The following is a 19334-nucleotide window of genomic DNA, read 5'->3' on the forward strand; positions in this document are numbered from 1 at the left end:
ATGGCAAAGGAAGAATTAGAATGTTCGTTTTGTGGTAGGAAAAAGCCAGAAACAAGTTTATTAATAGCAGGTTTAGATGCGCACATATGTGATCGTTGTATAGAACAAGCACATGGTATTGTTATTGAAGAATCTAAACAAAGTGATAGTACAGATTTGTCTGCAGAGCTTATGTTGCGTAAGCCTCAACAAATAAAAGCGTTCTTAGACGACTATATTATTGGTCAAGAACATACCAAAAGAGTTATGTCTGTTGCAGTTTATAATCACTATAAACGTTTATTGCAACCACCAACAAATGATGATATCGAGATTCAAAAATCGAATATTATTATGGTTGGAGAAACAGGAACAGGTAAAACCTTAATGGCTAAAACTATAGCAAAAATGCTTAATGTACCTTTAGCTATTGTAGATGCCACAGTCTTAACCGAAGCTGGTTATGTAGGTGAAGATGTAGAAAGTATTTTAACACGTTTACTACAAGCAGCAGATTACAGTTTAGAGAAAGCCGAAAAAGGAATTGTATTTATAGATGAAATAGATAAAATTGCGCGTAAGAGTGATAATCCTTCAATTACTAGAGATGTTTCTGGAGAAGGTGTACAACAAGCATTACTTAAATTATTAGAAGGAACAGTTGTAAACGTGCCACCAAAAGGCGGTAGAAAACATCCAGACCAAAAATTTATTGAAGTAGATACTGAGAATATCTTATTCATTGCTGGAGGTGCTTTCGACGGTATAAATCGCGTGATTTCTAAGCGTTTGAATATGCAAGCAGTTGGTTACAGCGCTTCAATGAGTGATAATGTTGTTGATAATGACAATTTATTACAATATATTATTCCTAAGGATTTAAAAGATTTTGGATTAATTCCTGAAATTATAGGTCGTTTACCGGTATTAACACATATGGATCCATTAGATGGAGAGACATTGAGAGCAATTTTAACCGAACCTAAAAATGCCATTATTAAGCAATATAAAAAACTCTTTTCTATGGATGAAATAGAGTTTGATATTACGGATGGTGCTTTAGAATATATAGTTGGTAAAGCCATTGAATATAAACTAGGAGCAAGAGGTTTGCGTTCTCTATGTGAGGAAATCTTAACAGATGCAATGTTCGAAATGCCAGGAACCGATAGTAATAAATTGACTGTTACTAGAGATTATGCAGAACAAAAATTATCTAAAACTAAACTTAAGCAACTAAAGGCAGTTTCTTAAGTTTAAAGTAATAATATAAATTGAAGCCTACTTTTTTATGAAGTAGGCTTTTTTATTTAAATAAAATGAAACTATCAAACTTTAAAAACCCAGAAACAGAAAGAATTGTATTTACCAATTCTAATATGGAAGATGTAGATTTAGTTTTTGCATTACGATCAAGCCCGATTGTTAGAAAATACATTATGCAACCGTTGTTTACAAAACAAGAGGAAGCAATAGCTCATATTAATAAACTTACTCATTTTTTAGAGGATGACAAATCTATAAGCTGGACTTTAACTGATAAGGTTTTAAATGAAAAAATAGGCAGTATTTGTTTGTGGAATTTTTCGGAAGATAGAAAAACAGCTGAGGTTGGTTACGATTTGTTGCCTGAGTATTTTAGAAAAGGTTACATGTCTGAAGCAATACAGGCCGTCATTCAATTTGGTTTTAAAGCCCTTAACTTAAATACAATTGAAGCCTTTACTCATGTGGATAATGAAAGTTCTAAGGCTCTTTTGGTTTCAAATAGATTTGTGTTGCAACAGGAAAGAGAGGATCCAGGTTTCCCAAAGAACAGGATTTATACTATACATATTTAATACCCTTTACTGTCCTCGTCGAGGGCAGTCGAGACCTAATATTTTTAAGTATTCAGTTTTATTAACTCCTCAATATAATCTCGAGTATTCGATAAGCGCGGTACTTTATGTTGCCCTCCAAGCTTGTTGTTTTGTTTCAACCAATCATAAAAAAGTTTTGTTCTCGCGATATTAATTTTTGGCTTATTTAAAGTCATGTTATTATAACGTTTCGCTTCGTAATCCGAATTTAGAGATTTTAGTGCATTGTCAAATAATTCATTAAAATAGTCGATGTCCTTTGGTGGCGTTTTAAATTCTATTAGCCACTCGTGAGCGCCTTTTTCTTTGCCTTCCATAAAAATTGGGGCAGCTGTATAATCTACAATCTCACTCTTTGTTTTCTTACAGACTTTCTTTAAGGCATCTTCTGCATTTTCAATAATGAGCTCTTCTCCAAAGGCATTAATGTGGTGCTTTGTTCTTCCTGAAACTTTTATTCTATACGGTGAAACGGAAGTGAAACGTACAGTATCACCAATTTTATAACGCCATAAACCAGCATTTGTAGTAATAATTACTGCGTAATTTTTACCTTTTACGACTTCACTTAGTGGAATAACACGTTCGTTTGGAGTGGCATGTGTTTCCATTGGAATAAACTCATAGTAAATGCCATAATCTAACATTAATAGCAATTCGCTAGAACCGTTTCTATCCTGAATAGCGAAAAAGCCTTCCGAAGCATTATAGATTTCATAATATTTAAAATCTTTCTTTGGTAAAATGTTTTTGTATTGCTGTTGGTACGGATTAAAACTTACGCCTCCATGAAAGTAAACTTCCAGATTTGGCCAGACCTCAAACAACGAAGTCTTTTCGGTTTTGTCTAAAACAGTATTAAGTAGCACAAGTATCCAAGACGGTACACCTGCTAAACTGGTAACGTTTTCATTTATAGTCTCGTTTACAATAGCAGCCATTTTGGTTTCCCAATCGCTCATTAAAGATACTTTGTTGCTTGGCGTACTACTAAATTCAGCCCAAAACGGCATATTATCTATTAAAATAGCACTTAAATCTCCAAAAGCAGTTCCGTTTTCTTTGTATAATTCTTTACTGCCTCCTAGTCGTAAGCTCTTTCCTGTAAAGAGTTGTGAATTTTCATTATTATTTAAATACATACACAGTAAATCTTTACTTGCAGCATAATGACAATCCTCTAAAGAGTCTTGACTCACTGGTATAAATTTGCTTTTTGCACTAGTTGTTCCGCTAGATTTAGCAAACCATTTTATGGGTGAAGGCCAAAAAATATTGTTTTCTCCTAATCGAGAACGTTCAAATAAATCTTGATAACCTTCATAGTTTTTTACTGGCACTCTATTGGCATATTCAGCGTAGGTTTTTATAGAAGAAAAGTCGTATTGTTTTCCAAATTCAGTGTCTTTAGCCGTTTCTATTAAACTAAAAAGTAGTTCTTCTTGTACTTCGTTTGGGTACTTTAAAAACAAATCGATTTGGTGAAACCGTTTCTTTAAAAACCAAGAAGCGATAGAATTTACTAAAGGGATTGGCATATATTTTTGGTATATTTAGAGACTAAAAATAACACTTTTTTTTATGACTTACCAAGGCGTGCTAACAAAAATGGCAACAGAGTTTTCTAGCCCTATTCAATATTATTTAGTTTTCGAAAACGATTTTATTAATATGAATCAGTTGCTTAATAAAACTTTAAAATTTCAATTTGTTAGGCATCAATGTTTAAACTGTAGTTTAAACAAGCCTATTTTTAGACAAGGTTTTTGTAAAAGTTGTTTTTTCGATATTCCTCAGGCTGCAGATTGGATTATGCGCCCAGAGTTAAGTACAGCGCATTTAGATAAAGAAGATCGCGATTTGGAATACGAAAAGAAAGTGCAACTAAAACCGCATATTGTGTATCTAGCCAATTCTAGTAATGTAAAGGTTGGTGTAACTCGAAAAACCCAAGTACCAACACGTTGGATAGATCAAGGCGCTCACGAAGCTATAGAAGTTGTAGAAGTGCCTAATCGTTATCTTGCAGGGATTACAGAAGTTGCTTTAAAAGCTTATGTGGCAGATAAAACCAATTGGCGTACCATGCTTAAAAATGAAGTAGTGGATGAGAGTTTAGTGGAATGGAAAGACAAGTTGAAACAATACATTCCCGCTGAAGCTCAAGACTATTACATTGAAAACAATAGTGAAACACAAATAGAGTTTCCAGTATTGTCTTATCCTGTAAAACCAAAAAGTTTAAATATTGAAAAAGCAGGCTCTTTTACTGGTGTCTTAAAAGGTATAAAAGGACAGTATCTTATTTTTGAAGATGATACTGTTTGTAATGTTCGCGGAAATGAAGGGAAAGTGGTTAGTATTGAGATTGTTTGATTTTTTGGAATTCAACAGTGGGTAAGAAGTTTTTCGTTAGTCAATAATACAATGTTCTGATTAATACATTTGGCTTCTCTTGCTTAAAGAATAAAGAAACCAACTCCTAATCCAATTCCAATTACACTATTTTTAAATTCTATATTTTTATTTTACTGGAATTACAATCACATTCGTCCACATTAAAATTAGAAAGACGAAAGTCATAACTCCAAGAATAAAATTTAATATATTTTGTTTTGTCTCCGAAAAGAACCAATTTGATTTATTAACTAATTTTGGATTACGCTTTTCTAATCTACTTTTAAGACAGTTATTATTACATTTTGATATTATTTTGAGAAGGAAGAAACTCAAAACAAACATTAAAGTAAATCCAATTTTAATTTTTAACTCCATTTTTAAATGTGTATCAATACATTATAAACCAAGTGCATGCTCTAAATATAAAACGTCTAATAATTTTAAAACACCACAAACCAAAAAAACCTCGCATTCAAAGAATGCGAGGTCTGTATATAATGTGGTAGAAAAAGTCTTAAACGTTTTCTGCGTCTCTTAATCCTTGGATATAAGCTGCTTTTTGAATTTGACGACGGCGTGTTACAGAAGGCTTAGTGAAGTGTTGACCTTCTCTTAAATTCTGCATTACTTTAATGTTACGGTGTTTTCTTTTGTAACGTTTTAATGCTCTTTCTATATTTTCTCCGTCTTTAATCTCTATTCTTAACATATGTATATATTATGTGTATTCTTAAAATTCAGGTTGCAAATATAAGTTTAACTTTTAATTTAAACAATAGACTTCTGCTATTTTTATAATTTATTTTAATAATGTTCAATATTAATCAATATTATAAAGTCAAAGATTAATAATTCAAAGGTTTTAAGCGTTTTCACACAACACTAGTCTCCATTTTAAAATTAGTTTTACTGTTAGTCTATATCGATACAGTCAAATCTTGGTTCTTTGTATCTATTATATTTAGTCCTTTTTCTTCTTCTTTTTGCCAAATAATCCGCCTAAAACATCTTTTACAATAGTTCCGGTTTGCTTAGTAGAATCTTTTGTTGCGTTTGGGTCTTTAGTATTTCCGCTAGAAAAAACATCGTTTATTACATCTTTTACTTGAGGAGTAGTTTGAGTGTTAGTACTATCGTTTGCCGTTTGGTTGCCACTATTAATGCCTAATAAATCTTTAATTTTATCTTCTCCATCGTTAAGTAGTTTTTGCTTTTGTATTTCTATAAGCTGCGTTGTTAAATTCTGTACACCGCTCGATAAATCAGTTTTTACATTTGGGCTAGTAAATGTTCCTGTTAAATTTGCAGTTACAGGAATGGTAATATTGTTAACAGCGTTATCGTTTATTTTTCCAATAAGTCTATTTACTTCTCCTCCTAAATATTTTGCAGGCACATTAAAAACAACATTGTAATCCATGGATGTATCGAACCCGTGAGCACCGCCAACTGTAATCCCAATATCTTTATACTTTATATCTATTGGTGCAATATTTACACGGCCATTTTCAAATTTTATTGCTGTTTTTAAATCTTTTAAATCTAGTTTTTCGAAATCTATAAAATTTATTTTACTTGTTAATGCATCAAATACTGCAGCGTTTTTGGGTTCAATTTTAGTGGTTAGCAATTCGGCTAAGGCATCACCCGAAACAGAATTAATAATAGGTGTGAAATCATCTCCTAACGTTCCGTTAACAGAAATGACACTATTCAATTTGCCTTGTAATACGCTTGCAATGGGAGCCATGTTTTTGAGTAAGTCTAAATCTTTAAAAGATTGAGAAATATCGAAATTAGTCATACCCAAATTCATGCTAAACGTTGGTGTTTTACTTTTGGTATCGACTACGCCAGTCATCTTTAGGTTTCCGCCAAATAACTCTGAAGTTACGTTTTGTAAATTCGCTTTTTCATCAGCAATTAATAACTTTCCTTTAACGTTTGTAAGCGTTAAATTATCGTAAACCACGGTTTTTGCATCTGCAGTAATGGTGCAGTCTAAAAATGCAGGAATTTTAAGGGCGTCGTTTGTTTCTGTGCTTTGGTTTACAGGTTTTTCACTGCCGCCTTCTACCATAAAATCACTAACAAGAAAATTACTTGAAGCCACATTAAAGTTTCCTTTTAACGTCTTATCAATTAATAGAAAACCTAGTAAGTTCGTCATGGTTCCAGTGGCATTTAAATCTGTTTTCCCAGTAGTTGCTTTAAAGTTCTCTAAAGCTATAATGCCAGGTTTAAAATTTATATTGGCTTGTGAAATATTTAGCGGATTAACAATGTCTACAGACGAAAAAATAAAATCATTAACGCTAACATTTCCGTTATTTTTTATGCGGTCGTAAGCATTCGTTTCAATGGCATTCATATCGAAACTAGTGTTTAATTTTGCTTTAATTATACCACTTAATTCGTTTTCGAGAGCAATAGGGTATGCTTTTGTAATGTTAGCTAAATTTAAAACACCATCAATATTGGCATTTATAAGCATGTTTTTTGTTAAGTTCTTTATCACTGCAGACGATTTAAAGGCGTCTTCGTCAATTGTAAAATTGAGTGTTTTTAAATCTAAAAAGGTGTCATCTATATTACCGGTTGTATTTTTTATAGCAGCATTAATACTAATGTTTTCAACTCGTTTTGGTAGGTCTGGATATTTAAATGAAGCATTGTTAGATAAAATATGAATATCTAGAGTTGGAATAGTTGTTTCAGAAACCAATCCTTTTACCTTCCCGCTTACTTTAAAGTTTCCGGTAGTTTCAACACCACTTATGTTTTTAGAATAGGATTTAGGTACTATGGCTAATAGGTCTTTAAAATCGGAACCCGGGTTTTCAAAAGAAAGGTCGATATTCTGACCTTTTTCGACCATTTGCACATGGCCTGAAAATTCTAAGGGTAATTCATTTATAAGGCCTTTGTTTTCTTTAAAAGTGTATTTGTTATTTTCTAAATCAAGACCAATTGATGCTTCTAATTTTATACTGTTATTACTCAAGTATTCGGTACTGTCAATACTTAATGTCACATTAGCCTCGCTTTTTGTTTCTAGTTCTGAAACACTTTCAGAAAACGTTCCATTACCAGAATGTGCTAATTCCGTAAGACTAAACTTTGTGTTGTTGCCTTCGTCTAAATAAGTTATAGCGCTTTTAGTGATTGCATAATCTTCTATACTTAGCTTAAATCCTTCACTTTTTTGAGTGTTAGAAGTTGTTTTTTCTTGCGCTTTAGCAATATTGTAATTAGCGTCTCCAAATTTGTTAATTTTTAAATTAACTAAGGCTTCATTTATGTAAATTGAATTTATGACTATTGGACCTTCATCTGCTTTTTTGAAAAGCTCTTTTATAGACATGTCAAAGGATAGCGACTTTACACTAGCAAGAGTTTCGTCTTTAAAAGGCTCAAAATTAGTTATAGTTAATGCGTCTACGGTAACATTAGCCTGTGGAAAACTACTTAAAAAACTTAAGCTAACATCGGCAAACTCAACTTTAGCATTTACATTATCATTAATAAGGTTGCGTACCATATCTTTTATCTGATTTTGAAAAATAAATGGTGCAACTAATAAAAGTGTAACTATAATTAATACGGTTATACCGGTGATTTTTAATATTTTCTTCATTGAAAAGTTTTGTTTTCATTCCCAACTAAGGTGGGAGTCTTTTTTATTTCTTGTTCCATAATTTGGGAACAGAAACTTAAATTAGTTTTGTTAAGTATAGTATTTACGTGCAATCTAAGTATTTAGATGTGTTATAAAAGTTTTTAATAAAAATTTAGCATTTGTTAAAGGATATCGAGCTCTTCATTTACTTTTAAATTGTATGTTTTTCTAAAAATAGACACTCCTAAATATAGCAGTGGAGTATCAAATAATGCTACTAAAACTTTAAAAAGGAAACCACTTATAAGCAAGCCTTTAAAACTGCCCCAATCAATAATACCAAATGAACATAATAAGAATAACACAGAAAAAGTATCTATAAATTGAGAGAACCAAGTCGAAAAATTATTACGTAACCATAAATGTTTCCCTTTAGTTACGCGTTTCCAGAAATGGTAAATTTGAATGTCTATAAATTGAGCAAACAAATAGGCTGTCATGCTCGCGAAAACAGCAATAGATGAAGCTCCAAATACATTGTGAAATGTTTCATCTTTAATAGGAGAGTTGCTAATTGCAGGAGCAAAATCTGCAACTAAAATAATTAGTAATGAAAAAAAAGAAGCAAAAACTCCAGCAATAACCACATCGTTAGCTCTCTTTTTTCCATAGATTTCACTTATTAAATCGGTAATTAAAAAAGTGATTGGATATGGTAAAATCCCAACTGATATTTCAAACAAGCTAAAACCAAAGACTTTAAGATTAAAAGGATACCAGTAAAAAAACTTCTGAAAAATTAAATTAGAAACGACCAAGGACGTGATAAATAGAGCGCCTAAAAGAAGATAAATACGTTGGGCTTTGAGTTTGTTTTGAGAGGTCATTATAATGTTAAAGTGTCATACTGAGCGCAGTCGAAGAATCTTCGAAAGGCTTTCATTAAATTCGTTAATAAGTTCTTTAAGTAAATATAAAGGAAACCATTTACTTTTAGTTATTTTGCTTTCCCGTTTAAAATGGAATTACAAAAAGTTTACATATCTATAGGAAGCAATAAAGGCGACAAATTCAATAATTTGCAAGCGGCTGTAAATGCTGTGCACTTAAAAGTTGGGACCATTAAAATAATTTCTAAAGTTTTTAAAACACCGGCTTTGGGTTTTGAAGCAGATGATTTTTATAATGCATGCTTGTTAGTTGAAAGCTGTTTAGAACCTAGTGAAATTCTTAATGAATTATTAGCAATAGAAACTAACCTTGGAAGAGTTAGAACTAAAAAAGAAGGTTACGAGTCAAGAACTATAGATTTAGATATTTTATTTATAGATGACCTATTAATCGATACAGAAACTTTAAAAGTACCACATCCAGAATTACACAATCGTAAGTTTGTTTTAGAGCCTTTGCAGCATATTGCTTCTAAGTTGAAGCACCCAGTATTAGAAAAAGTAATTTCTATTTTATTGCAAGAGTGCGAAGATAAAAGCATTTTAGAATCTATTAATATCTGGTTAAAAAACCCAAGTAAGCAGTACGATTTTTCTAAATATAATTACATAGCTATTGAAGGGAATATTGGAGCAGGGAAAACTAGTTTGGCTACAAAAATTGCTCAAGATTATAATGCAAAACTAATTTTAGAGCGTTTTGCGGATAATCCATTTTTGCCTAAGTTTTATGAAGATGCGCAACGTTATGCCTTTACGTTGGAGATGTCTTTTCTTGCAGATCGTTACCAACAAATTAGCGATGATTTATCGCAGCTCGATTTGTTTAAAGATTTTATAGTGAGTGATTACGATATTTTTAAGTCGTTAATATTCTCTAAAATTACGCTACACCAAGACGAGTTTAAATTATATAGAAAGTTATTCTATTTAATGTATAAAGATATTGCAAAGCCAGAATTGTATGTTTATCTGTATCAGAATACAGAACGCCTTCAAGAAAATATTAAGAAACGTGGAAGGGATTATGAGCAAAATATAGACGATGAGTATCTCGAGAAAATAAACTCAGGCTATTTAAGTTTTCTTAAAAACCAGACCGACCTTAATGTTAAAATAATAGATATTTCAGATCGCGATTTTGTTAAAAACCGAGAAGATTATTTATTTATCTTAGATGCTATTTGTTCTTACGATCCAAAGGCTTCTGCCAAATAGCTTCACCTTTAGTGCTAGACATTGGTGGTAAACCTTTTCTACCTCGAATATGCCATAAAATATATTCTTTTTTAAATTCTATTATTCTACCAGCTTTATGTTCTGTATTTACTAAGGCTTCAACTTCAGTAAAATATGCTTTAGGTGTATATGTAAAAACGATGTAAGCTTTAGATTTTGGAGCACCTAATCTTCTATTATTTGGAAAACCATAATCGTTGGTGAGGTCTATTAGTAATTTGGTGTTCAGGCTATCGTTAACTTCTAAAACACTCCAAATGCTATCTACAGATTTTTGGTAAATAGGGTAGGTTAAAGCGTCTAAATACTGTCTTTTAAAACCCTCAGATTTAGAAAATGTGTTTTTATTAACTCCAAATTTTTTATCAATAGTATTAAAATGAAGCCTAACGTTTTGGTCTAACTGATAAATAGAATCTACAGTTTTATTTAAAAACACTTTATCTGCTTCGGTTAGATTGTATTTGTTTTTTGTACAACCCAAAATAGTGGTTAGTAAAACGACTACTAGTAGAAATTTTAATTTCATGTGTTTGTATTTATTGTTTTTTAATGGTCACAGGCAGTTCGCAATTCATCATTTCTTTGAGAGGTAAAGACTTTGAACATGTTCGTTTCATATAAATTTAAGATTTTAAAGTATTTAATTTCGAAAATAAATCCCAGACCACTACACCACAACTCACAGAAATATTAAGAGAATGTTTAGTGCCAAATTGAGGGATTTCAATAACAGCATCACTTTTCGAAACCACATCTTGAGCAACACCTTTTACTTCGTTTCCAAAAACCAAAGCATATTTTGTGTTGTTTTCAAGAGTAAAGTCGTTTAAGAGTGTTGCGCTTTCGGCTTGTTCTATTGATATGACTTTTACACTTTCAACTTTTAACTTTTCAACCACTTCAAGTGTGTTTTTAGCATATTCCCAATCAACAGTATCAGTGCTGCCTAATGCTGTTTTGTGTATGTCTTTATGTGGTGGTTTTGCGGTAATGCCACAGAGATAAATTTTTTCAATTAAAAAGGCATCACTAGTTCTAAACACAGAGCCAATATTGTTTAAACTTCTTATATTATCTAGAATAATAATAATAGGCGTTTTGTTGGCTTTTTTAAAACCATCAACATTTAATCTTTCGAGTTCACTATTTTTTAGTTTACGCATACAAAATACCTCGTCTTTGCAAGGAGTTTAAGGCGTGGCAATGTTTTAAATTGAACCGCTTATTGTTTTGTGAATAATTAAAAATAACTAAAGTGAAATTGACTTCAAAAAAATCAATATTTAGTTACATTGCAAACTTACTTAAAAACTAAATTCTTTGGCAGCAAAAACTAAAAAAGTAACACCATTAATGAAGCAATATAATGCTATAAAAGCAAAGTACCCTGATGCTTTGTTATTGTTTCGTGTTGGCGACTTTTATGAAACTTTTGGTAGCGATGCTATAAAAGCAGCAGGGATTTTGGGTATTACTTTAACAAAAAGAGGAGCAGGAAGCGCAAGTGAAATAGAACTTGCTGGTTTTCCACACCATTCTATAAACACGTATTTGCCTAAGTTAGTAAAAGCGGGAGAGCGTGTTGCAATTTGCGATCAATTAGAAGATCCAAAACAAACCAAGAACATCGTAAAACGAGGTGTAACAGAGTTGGTTACTCCTGGAGTTGCATTTAATGATGAAGTACTGCAGTCTAAAACCAATAATTTTTTATGTTCTGTGTATTTCGGAAAAATAACTATTGGAATTTCATTTTTAGATATTTCGACAGGTGAGTTTCTAACAAGTCAAGGGAATCAAGAATATATAGACAAGTTACTCCAAAACTTTAATCCAAGTGAAGTGCTTGTGTCTAAACAAAAACGCTTGCATTTTAACGATTGTTTTGGTAGTGATTTTCACACCTTTAATTTAGAAGATTGGGTATATCAAACAGATTATGCAAACGAAACCTTACTAAAGCATTTTAATACAAAATCGTTAAAAGGCTTTGGGGTAGAGGATTTAAACGAAGGTATTATTGCTTCGGGTTCTATTCTTCATTATTTAGCCGAAACACAACATAATAAATTACAGCATATTACTTCAGTCTCTAGAATAGCTGAAGATGAATATGTTTGGATGGACCGCTTCACTATTAGAAATTTGGAGCTTTACAATTCAACCAATAATAATGCAGTAACCTTGCTGAATGTTATAGATAAAACGAGTTCTGCAATGGGAGGACGTTTATTAAAACGTTGGTTAGCGTTACCATTAAAGAATGTTGAAAAAATAAAACAACGTCACGAAGTGGTGTCTTTTTTTAAGAACAATAAAAATGTGCATCATAAAATTCAAGATCACATAAAAAGTATTGGTGATATTGAACGATTAATTTCTAAAGTAGCAACTGGAAAGGTTAGTCCTAGAGAAGTTATTCAGCTTAAAAACTCTTTAGGGGCCATAGTTCCAATTAAGTCTTTGTCATCAAGTAGTGATAATGAATCTTTAAAAATTATTGGAGATACTTTGCAAAGTTGCGATGTCCTTCGAGATAAAATTAAGCATACATTAAGCGAAGAAGCTCCAGTAAATGTTTTAAAAGGAAATACTATTACTGAAGGTTTTTCGACAGAGTTAGATGAACTTAGAGGATTATCAACTTCAGGTAAGAATTACCTGGACCAAATGCTTAAAAGGGAAAGTGAGCGAACGGGTATTACCTCTCTCAAAATCGCATCAAATAACGTTTTTGGTTATTATATAGAAGTGCGAAATACGCATAAAGACAAAGTGCCAGAAGAATGGATTAGAAAACAAACTTTGGTTAATGCAGAGCGCTATATTACAGAGGAGTTAAAAGAATACGAAGGAAAAATTTTAGGAGCTGAAGAACGTATTCTTGCTATCGAACAGCAATTGTTTTCAGAACTAGTGACTTGGTTGCATCAATATATCAAGCCTGTGCAGCAAAATGCACATTTGATTGGTCAATTAGACTGTTTGTGTGGTTTTGCGCAATTGGCAAAAGATAATAAATATGTATATCCTACAATTGACGATTCTCACGATTTAGAAATTAAAGATGGTCGACATCCAGTAATAGAAAGGCAATTACCAATTGGTGAAGCATATATTGCCAACGATTTGTTCTTAGATAGAACAGCGCAACAAATAATAATGATTACTGGCCCAAATATGTCGGGTAAATCTGCAATATTGCGACAAACAGCGCTTATCGTTTTGTTAGCCCAAATAGGAAGTTTTGTGCCAGCAAAAAGTGCACGAATTGGTTTAGTGGATAAAATTTTTACTAGAGTAGGAGCAAGTGATAATATTTCCATGGGAGAATCTACTTTCATGGTAGAAATGAATGAAACCGCCTCTATTCTTAATAATATGTCTGAGAGAAGTTTAGTGCTCTTAGATGAAATTGGAAGAGGGACAAGCACATACGATGGTATTTCTATTGCTTGGGCAATTAGTGAATATTTACATGAGCATCCAGCAAAAGCCAAAACCTTATTTGCAACACATTATCATGAGCTTAATGAAATGACAGAAACATTTAGTCGTATAAAAAACTTTAATGTTTCAGTAAAAGAGTTAAAAGACAATGTTCTTTTCTTAAGAAAATTAGTCGAAGGTGGTAGCGAGCACAGTTTTGGAATTCATGTTGCAAAATTAGCAGGAATGCCACAACAAGTATTGCATCGTGCTAATAATATTTTAAAGAAATTAGAAAAATCACATTCAAGCGAAGAACTTACAGAAAAGGTGAAATCGATAAAAGACGATATGCAATTAAGTTTCTTTAATTTAGACGATCCAATACTAATTCAAATAAAAGAAGAGATATTATTAACTGATATTGATACACTTACACCAGTCGAAGCGCTAATGAAATTAAATGAAATTAAGCGCATGTTGGTGAAGACACAAAAGGCATGAAAAATTATTTAATTATTTTTATAAAAATACTTTGGTATTTGTAAAAAAGACTTAAATTTGCAACCGCAATAGTAATATTGCTCGTTCATATAAAAGACTGCGAAAGTAGCTCAGGGGTAGAGCATCACCTTGCCAAGGTGGGGGTCGCGGGTTCAAATCCCGTCTTTCGCTCTGAGACATTTTATTTAAAATAAATTCCAACTTTGTGCTGTTAAAAGCCTTAGTATGCTGAAGTGGTGGAATTGGTAGACACGTTGGACTTAAAATCCAATGTCCCTTGGGACGTACGGGTTCAAGTCCCGTCTTCAGTACAGATGAAAAGCCGAAACGTAAGTTTCGGCTTTTTTGTTTTTTAAAAATCAAGTAATACTTGCATTCAAAGAGCTGTTTTTAAAACCAAATGCTCCACCTTTTAATCAGTTTCAATTGAATATGTTGATATGTAACTCGAAGAAGTCAACTCCTTTACAGCTGCGTAACAAGTAACTTAAAAATATAACGCATAAAAAAATCGCCTAAATTAATTTAGACGATTTTAGTAAATTAAATATTTTTAGATAAAATTTATAATTTACCTGCTCCTTTTTTAAGTGTATTAGCTGCGTCTTTAACACCACCCTTAGTAGCGTCAACTCCTTTTTCAGTACCTTCTTTCACTTTGTTTACGGCATCTTTAGCTCCATCTTTTAGGGCATTAGCTCCGTCTTTAATAGCGTCTCCAGCAGCATCAACAGCATTCTCAACAGCATCACTTGTTGCTTCTACAGCGTCTCCAGTGGCATCAACTGCATTTCCAGCAGCATCAACAGCATTCTCAACAGCATCACTTGTTGCTTCTACAGCGTCTCCAACAGCTTCACTAGTGTTTTCAACTGCATCACCTGCAGTCTCAACGACATTGTCAACAGCATCAGTAGCATTCTCTAACGCATCTCCAGTTTTTTCGGCTTCTTCTCTACATGACGTAAACGTAACGCTTAGTGCTAATAATAAGACAGCGCTTAATAATAATTTTTTCATTTGTTTAGTGTTTAAATTAATTCAGATGGTAAAAATACTATTTTGTTAACTAATTTTAACACTTTAAAATAGAGTTTTTTAACATGTTATCGCTGATGTGCTAATACTTCAGTTTAAATACACAAGAATCGTAATATTTGGTCTACTGCACCTTTGTTTTTGTTTATAAAATTAAAATTACTTAAACCGTATTCTGTCCTAACAGTTTTGTTTGTAACGAATAAATTTAAATTTTTATTGAGTTGTTCTTGATTAGAAATAGAAAGTAAACCTTTATTTTTAATCATAGCTTTAGCTTCAGGAAATTTTTCGTGGTTTTTACCAATAATAATAGGAACACCAAAAACAGCAGCTTCTAATGTATTATGTAAACCTGTAGTTCCCATTGCTCCTCCAATATAAGCAATATCTGCATAGTTGTAAACTTTAGTTAATAAACCAATAGTGTCTAATATTAGAACTTGTTTAGCTTTAAGTGATTGCTTGTCCTTCTCGGAAAATAAAACGCAAGTTTTAGAAATACTACGTTTTAAATTTTCAATTTGAGTTGTTTTAATATTATGAGGAGCGATAATAAACTTGGTAGAATTATTAGCTTTTTCGTTAATATATTTTACAATTAGTTTTTCGTCTTCAGGCCAAGAACTTCCAATTACTATACACAAGCTATCTCCTTTAAATTCTGAAACAAAATCTAAAGTGTTGTCTTGTAGTAATTGGTTTGATACTCTGTCAAACCTAGTGTCACCGGAAACTGTAACATTATTATATTCTATTTCTTCTAGAAGTATTTTTGATGCTTCATTTTGAGTAAAAATATGTTCAAAAGCAAATAAAGCAGATTTTGTTTCTTTACCATACCATTTGAAAAAAGATTGGTTTTTCCTAAATACAGCTGAAATTAAAATGGCTTTCAACTGCCTTTTTTTTAATTCATTTAAAATATTAGGCCATATTTCATACTTTACGAAAACAGTTAGTTCAGGACGTACTAGATCTAAAAAACGTTTAGCATTTACTTTAGTGTCAAGAGGAAGGTATATTACTACATCTGCAAAAGGCGCATTTTTTCTTATCTGGTAACCAGAAGGAGAAAAAAAGGAAAGAATTATTTTATGTTTTGGATACTTTTTCCGTAGTGCTGTAAAAACCGGTAAACCTTGCTCGTATTCACCTAATGAAGCACAATGAAACCATAACGTTTTATCGTTTGCTGCTATACTTGTTTGTAGTGTCTTAAATGTTTCAGTACGCCCTTTAACTCCAAGTTTTATTTTAGCGTTAAAAAGCGCAACAATTTTTAGTATAAAACTGGCAATATAAATTCCAAATAAGTACAAAAAGTTCATTTTTAAAAATGCTTTGCGCTAAAATACATAATTCATTGTTTAGCATTTACGAATTTTGTAATTTCGTTATATGAAAAAAATACAAATGGTTGACTTAAAAGGTCAATATGCAGAAATAAAGGAAGTTGTAAATAATGCTATCCAAGAAGTGATAGATACTGCTAGCTTTATAAATGGGCCACAAGTAAAAGCATTTCAAAAAAACTTAGAAACCTATTTAGATGTAAAGCATGTAATACCTTGTGCAAACGGGACGGATGCTTTGCAAATAGCTATGATGGGTTTGGGTTTAAAACCTGGTGATGAGGTTATTACTGCCGATTTTACTTTCGCTGCAACTGTAGAAGTCATTGCGCTTCTAAACTTAACACCAGTTTTAGTAGATGTAAATCCAGACGATTTTAATATAAATATAGAAGCTGTAAAAAAAGCAATTACGCCAAAAACAAAAGCCATTGTTCCTGTACATTTATTTGGGCAATGTGCTAATATGGAGGCGTTAATGGCTTTAGCAAAAGAGCATGATTTATATGTGATAGAAGATAATGCGCAAGGAATTGGTGCGAAACATACAAATAGTAAGGGTGAAAAAGCCATGTCAGGAACTATAGGCCATGTAGCCTCAACTTCTTTTTTTCCATCTAAAAATTTAGGCTGTTATGGAGATGGAGGCGCAATTTTTACTAACGATGATGATTTAGCACATATAATAAGAGGTATTGTAAACCATGGCATGTATAAGCGTTATCATCATGATGTGGTTGGTGTAAACTCTCGTTTAGATTCTATTCAGGCAGCAGTTTTAAATGCAAAATTACCACATTTAGACACCTATAACATTGCGCGTAGAAATGCAGCAAGAGCTTATAATAAGGCGTTTGCAAACCATCCAAAGATTACGACGCCAAAAACGGTTAATGGATGCGAAAGTATTTGCGATACATGCGATTGCCACGTATTTCATCAATATACTTTAAAAATACAAAATGCGGATAGAGATGCATTGGTTCAACACTTAAACGATAATAATATTCCTTGTGGTGTATACTATCCAATTCCGTTGCATAATCAAAAAGCATATTTAGATTCGCGGTATAATGAAGCCGATTTCACAGTAACAAACCAACTAGTAAAAGAAGTTATTTCGTTACCAATGCACACGGAATTAGACAAAGAGCAAATTGATTTTATTACAAAAACCGTAATAGATTTTATAGATAATAATTAAATTTTTGGCGAGTCTTTTGGCTTTTAATGGCCAAAAGTTAGGCTGTTCACTATATCTTTTTTGCAGTAAAAGCAAAAAAGGATGCCGTTTCCACCCTTCTCGTAAGATTAGAAGCAATATTAAAATTAAAGTTTAAATTATAAAAATGTCAAAGATATTAGTAACTGGAGGATTAGGATATATTGGTTCGCATACAGTTGTAGCACTCCAAGAAGCCGGGTTTAAAGTAATAATTGTAGATAATTTATCTAACTCCTCTGTAAAAGTGTTAGAAGGTATAGTTGCTATTACTGGGGAAACACCAGCGTTCGAAAATTTCGATTTAAGAGATAAGCAAAACACTACTGCCTTTTTTAAAAGGCATAAAGATATTACGGGTGTTATTCATTTTGCAGCAAGTAAAGCAGTAGGCGAGAGTGTAGAGAACCCTTTATTGTATTACGAGAATAATATAAATACCTTAATTTATTTACTTCAAGAACTAAGTAAAAAAGAAAGTTCAAATATTATTTTCAGTTCGTCTTGTACTGTATACGGTCAAGCAGATGTAATGCCAATAACAGAAGAAGCTCCAATAAAACTAGCAGAATCTCCTTACGGAAACACTAAGCAAATAGGAGAGGCTATACTAAAAGATACTTGTAAAGCAAATCAAAATTTTAATGCTATTGCTTTGCGTTATTTTAATCCTATAGGTGCACATAGATCTGCAAAAATAGGAGAGTTGCCAATTGGAGTGCCTCAAAATTTAGTGCCTTACATTACGCAAACTGGAGCAGGAGAACGTGAACAATTATCTGTGTTTGGAGATAATTATCCAACAACAGATGGAACCTGTGTTCGCGACTATATTCATGTTGTAGATATAGCAAATGCGCATGTAATAGCGCTTCAGCGATTATTAAATAAAAAGCATAAAAGTAATTTTGAAGTCTTTAATTTGGGAACAGGAACAGGAAGTACTGTTTTAGAAGTTATTAAGTCTTTTGAGCGTGTTTCTAATCAAAATTTAAATTACAAAATTGTGGATAGACGAGAAGGAGACGTTATCTCTGCTTTTGCAGATACTAAAAAAGCAAATACAGTTTTAGGCTGGAAAGCAAAATCGTCTCTAGATGACGCCATGCAATCTGCATGGAAGTGGCAACAAACAATAAAATCTAAACTCTAAAAACAGTTTTTTAAGCTTTTTTCTTTTTAAAATTTCCTAAAATAAGTAATCCCATTCCTACCATTACAGACATATCTGCAATATTAAAAATACCTGTTCTAAACACACCGCCTAAATCTATGTGCCAGAAGTCTGTTACTTGCCCATAAAGTACGCGGTCATATAAATTAGCCATTCCACCACCAATAATACAGCAGAAACCAATAAGAGAGAATCTATCTAGAGTTTTGTCTCTAAAAACATGGAAGAGCACTAATGTTAATACAACTATTGGTAAAACGTTAAGCAGTATTATTTTAAGAATAGGATTAAAATCACTTCCTAAACCTAAAAAAGCACCTTCATTCTCTACGTTGTGTAAGGTGAAATAATCACCAAAAATTTCAGTTCTACTATATGCCGCAACATTTGCTCTAACCCAAAACTTAGAGATTTGGTCTATTGCAATATTAAAAATAATAAGTAAAACAATAAATAGTGTTCTGTTGTTTTTCATGTGTTTATTTTATTGCTTTTAGGATCACATGCAGTTCGCTATAAATAATCCCTATAGGTAATACTGTTTTTAACATGTACGTTTT

Annotated in this window: 16 protein-coding genes and 2 tRNA genes; 9 read left to right on the plus strand and 9 right to left on the minus strand. The window is 32.2% G+C overall.

Annotated elements, in window-relative coordinates; all coding sequences use genetic code 11:
• Positions 1 to 1233: an ATP-dependent Clp protease ATP-binding subunit ClpX gene (gene clpX, locus RH82_RS12665; RefSeq protein ID WP_034061250.1), complete on the plus strand. Its 1233-nt coding sequence runs from the start codon at positions 1 to 3 to the stop codon at positions 1231 to 1233.
• Positions 1234 to 1298: 65 nt separating this feature from the next.
• Positions 1299 to 1820, plus strand: coding sequence for a GNAT family N-acetyltransferase (locus RH82_RS12670; RefSeq protein WP_034061251.1), 522 nt, complete (start codon positions 1299 to 1301; stop codon positions 1818 to 1820).
• 44 nt (positions 1821 to 1864) lie between these two features.
• Here the strand turns inward: RH82_RS12670 and RH82_RS12675 are convergent, their stop codons facing one another.
• Positions 1865 to 3379, minus strand: a complete 1515-nt coding sequence (locus tag RH82_RS12675) for a GH3 auxin-responsive promoter family protein (protein ID WP_034061253.1) — start codon at positions 3377 to 3379, stop codon at positions 1865 to 1867.
• Positions 3380 to 3422: 43 nt separating this feature from the next.
• Here RH82_RS12675 and RH82_RS12680 point away from each other — a divergent pair, with 43 nt between their 5' ends.
• Positions 3423 to 4217: a DUF2797 domain-containing protein gene (locus tag RH82_RS12680; protein WP_034061254.1), complete on the plus strand. Its 795-nt coding sequence runs from the start codon at positions 3423 to 3425 to the stop codon at positions 4215 to 4217.
• Between the two features lie 538 nt (positions 4218 to 4755).
• Here the strand turns inward: RH82_RS12680 and rpsU are convergent.
• The 3 genes from rpsU to RH82_RS12700 all read right to left on the minus strand — a co-directional run bounded on the left by rpsU (position 4756) and on the right by RH82_RS12700 (position 8747).
• Positions 4756 to 4950, minus strand: a complete 195-nt coding sequence (gene rpsU, locus RH82_RS12690) for a 30S ribosomal protein S21 (RefSeq protein WP_034061258.1) — start codon at positions 4948 to 4950, stop codon at positions 4756 to 4758.
• A gap of 252 nt (positions 4951 to 5202) precedes the next feature.
• On the minus strand, positions 5203 to 7878 hold the full coding sequence (locus RH82_RS12695; RefSeq protein ID WP_034061259.1) for an AsmA-like C-terminal region-containing protein: 2676 nt from the start codon (positions 7876 to 7878) through the stop codon (positions 5203 to 5205).
• A 164-nt stretch (positions 7879 to 8042) separates the two neighbouring features.
• Positions 8043 to 8747, minus strand: coding sequence for a queuosine precursor transporter (locus tag RH82_RS12700; RefSeq protein ID WP_034061261.1), 705 nt, complete (start codon positions 8745 to 8747; stop codon positions 8043 to 8045).
• A gap of 132 nt (positions 8748 to 8879) precedes the next feature.
• On the opposite strand from RH82_RS12700, the gene folK reads away from it, so the two are divergent.
• Entirely contained in the window at positions 8880 to 10028 is a 1149-nt protein-coding gene (folK, locus tag RH82_RS12705) for a 2-amino-4-hydroxy-6-hydroxymethyldihydropteridine diphosphokinase (protein WP_034061262.1), read from the plus strand.
• Here folK and RH82_RS12710 read toward each other — a convergent pair.
• A complete protein-coding gene (locus RH82_RS12710) occupies positions 9991 to 10578 on the minus strand; it encodes a hypothetical protein (RefSeq protein WP_034061264.1) in 588 nt (195 codons plus the stop codon). The two genes, folK and RH82_RS12710, sit on opposite strands and share 38 nt — an antisense overlap.
• A gap of 97 nt (positions 10579 to 10675) precedes the next feature.
• Positions 10676 to 11215, minus strand: coding sequence for an RNA methyltransferase (locus tag RH82_RS12715; RefSeq protein WP_034061267.1), 540 nt, complete (start codon positions 11213 to 11215; stop codon positions 10676 to 10678).
• Positions 11216 to 11372: 157 nt separating this feature from the next.
• Here RH82_RS12715 and mutS point away from each other — a divergent pair, with 157 nt between their 5' ends.
• From mutS to RH82_RS12730, 3 genes are all read left to right on the plus strand, one after another.
• Positions 11373 to 13985 (plus strand): DNA mismatch repair protein MutS, encoded by a 2613-nt coding sequence (mutS, locus tag RH82_RS12720; protein WP_034061270.1) that lies wholly within the window; start codon positions 11373 to 11375, stop codon positions 13983 to 13985.
• A gap of 99 nt (positions 13986 to 14084) precedes the next feature.
• Positions 14085 to 14156 (plus strand) — tRNA-Gly (locus tag RH82_RS12725).
• A gap of 56 nt (positions 14157 to 14212) precedes the next feature.
• A tRNA-Leu gene (locus RH82_RS12730) sits at positions 14213 to 14296 on the plus strand.
• Between the two features lie 253 nt (positions 14297 to 14549).
• Here the strand turns inward: RH82_RS12730 and RH82_RS12735 are convergent.
• The gene (locus RH82_RS12735) at positions 14550 to 15005 is read right to left on the minus strand and encodes a hypothetical protein (protein ID WP_034061273.1); all 456 of its coding nucleotides are present in this window, start codon (positions 15003 to 15005) and stop codon (positions 14550 to 14552) included.
• Positions 15006 to 15118: 113 nt separating this feature from the next.
• A complete protein-coding gene (locus RH82_RS12740; protein ID WP_034061276.1) occupies positions 15119 to 16354 on the minus strand; it encodes a 3-deoxy-D-manno-octulosonic acid transferase in 1236 nt (411 codons plus the stop codon).
• Positions 16355 to 16424: 70 nt separating this feature from the next.
• Here RH82_RS12740 and RH82_RS12745 point away from each other — a divergent pair, with 70 nt between their 5' ends.
• Together RH82_RS12745 and galE are read left to right on the plus strand one after the other, a co-directional pair.
• Positions 16425 to 17582 (plus strand): DegT/DnrJ/EryC1/StrS family aminotransferase, encoded by a 1158-nt coding sequence (locus RH82_RS12745; RefSeq protein WP_034061277.1) that lies wholly within the window; start codon positions 16425 to 16427, stop codon positions 17580 to 17582.
• 145 nt (positions 17583 to 17727) lie between these two features.
• Positions 17728 to 18753: a UDP-glucose 4-epimerase GalE gene (galE, locus tag RH82_RS12750; RefSeq protein ID WP_034061279.1), complete on the plus strand. Its 1026-nt coding sequence runs from the start codon at positions 17728 to 17730 to the stop codon at positions 18751 to 18753.
• 10 nt (positions 18754 to 18763) lie between these two features.
• Here the strand turns inward: galE and lspA are convergent, their stop codons facing one another.
• On the minus strand, positions 18764 to 19249 hold the full coding sequence (gene lspA, locus RH82_RS12755) for a signal peptidase II (RefSeq protein WP_034061280.1): 486 nt from the start codon (positions 19247 to 19249) through the stop codon (positions 18764 to 18766).
• Positions 19250 to 19334: the final 85 nt, after the last annotated feature.

This window comes from Lacinutrix jangbogonensis (assembly GCF_000797445.1).
GTDB classification, from domain to species: domain Bacteria; phylum Bacteroidota; class Bacteroidia; order Flavobacteriales; family Flavobacteriaceae; genus Lacinutrix; species Lacinutrix jangbogonensis.

What these genes read in the sequence shown, in the direction of transcription:
- clpX (WP_034061250.1), top strand. Translation starts at nt 1, where the DNA reads ATGGCAAAGGAAGAATTAGAATGTTCGTTTTGTGGTAGGAAAAAGCCA.
- RH82_RS12670 (WP_034061251.1), top strand. Translation starts at nt 1,299, where the DNA reads ATGAAACTATCAAACTTTAAAAACCCAGAAACAGAAAGAATTGTATTT.
- RH82_RS12675 (WP_034061253.1), bottom strand. Translation starts at nt 3,379, where the DNA reads ATGCCAATCCCTTTAGTAAATTCTATCGCTTCTTGGTTTTTAAAGAAA.
- RH82_RS12680 (WP_034061254.1), top strand. Translation starts at nt 3,423, where the DNA reads ATGACTTACCAAGGCGTGCTAACAAAAATGGCAACAGAGTTTTCTAGC.
- rpsU (WP_034061258.1), bottom strand. Translation starts at nt 4,950, where the DNA reads ATGTTAAGAATAGAGATTAAAGACGGAGAAAATATAGAAAGAGCATTA.
- RH82_RS12695 (WP_034061259.1), bottom strand. Translation starts at nt 7,878, where the DNA reads ATGAAGAAAATATTAAAAATCACCGGTATAACCGTATTAATTATAGTT.
- RH82_RS12700 (WP_034061261.1), bottom strand. Translation starts at nt 8,747, where the DNA reads ATGACCTCTCAAAACAAACTCAAAGCCCAACGTATTTATCTTCTTTTA.
- folK (WP_034061262.1), top strand. Translation starts at nt 8,880, where the DNA reads ATGGAATTACAAAAAGTTTACATATCTATAGGAAGCAATAAAGGCGAC.
- RH82_RS12710 (WP_034061264.1), bottom strand. Translation starts at nt 10,578, where the DNA reads ATGAAATTAAAATTTCTACTAGTAGTCGTTTTACTAACCACTATTTTG.
- RH82_RS12715 (WP_034061267.1), bottom strand. Translation starts at nt 11,215, where the DNA reads ATGCGTAAACTAAAAAATAGTGAACTCGAAAGATTAAATGTTGATGGT.
- RH82_RS12735 (WP_034061273.1), bottom strand. Translation starts at nt 15,005, where the DNA reads ATGAAAAAATTATTATTAAGCGCTGTCTTATTATTAGCACTAAGCGTT.
- RH82_RS12740 (WP_034061276.1), bottom strand. Translation starts at nt 16,354, where the DNA reads ATGAACTTTTTGTACTTATTTGGAATTTATATTGCCAGTTTTATACTA.
- RH82_RS12745 (WP_034061277.1), top strand. Translation starts at nt 16,425, where the DNA reads ATGAAAAAAATACAAATGGTTGACTTAAAAGGTCAATATGCAGAAATA.
- galE (WP_034061279.1), top strand. Translation starts at nt 17,728, where the DNA reads ATGTCAAAGATATTAGTAACTGGAGGATTAGGATATATTGGTTCGCAT.
- lspA (WP_034061280.1), bottom strand. Translation starts at nt 19,249, where the DNA reads ATGAAAAACAACAGAACACTATTTATTGTTTTACTTATTATTTTTAAT.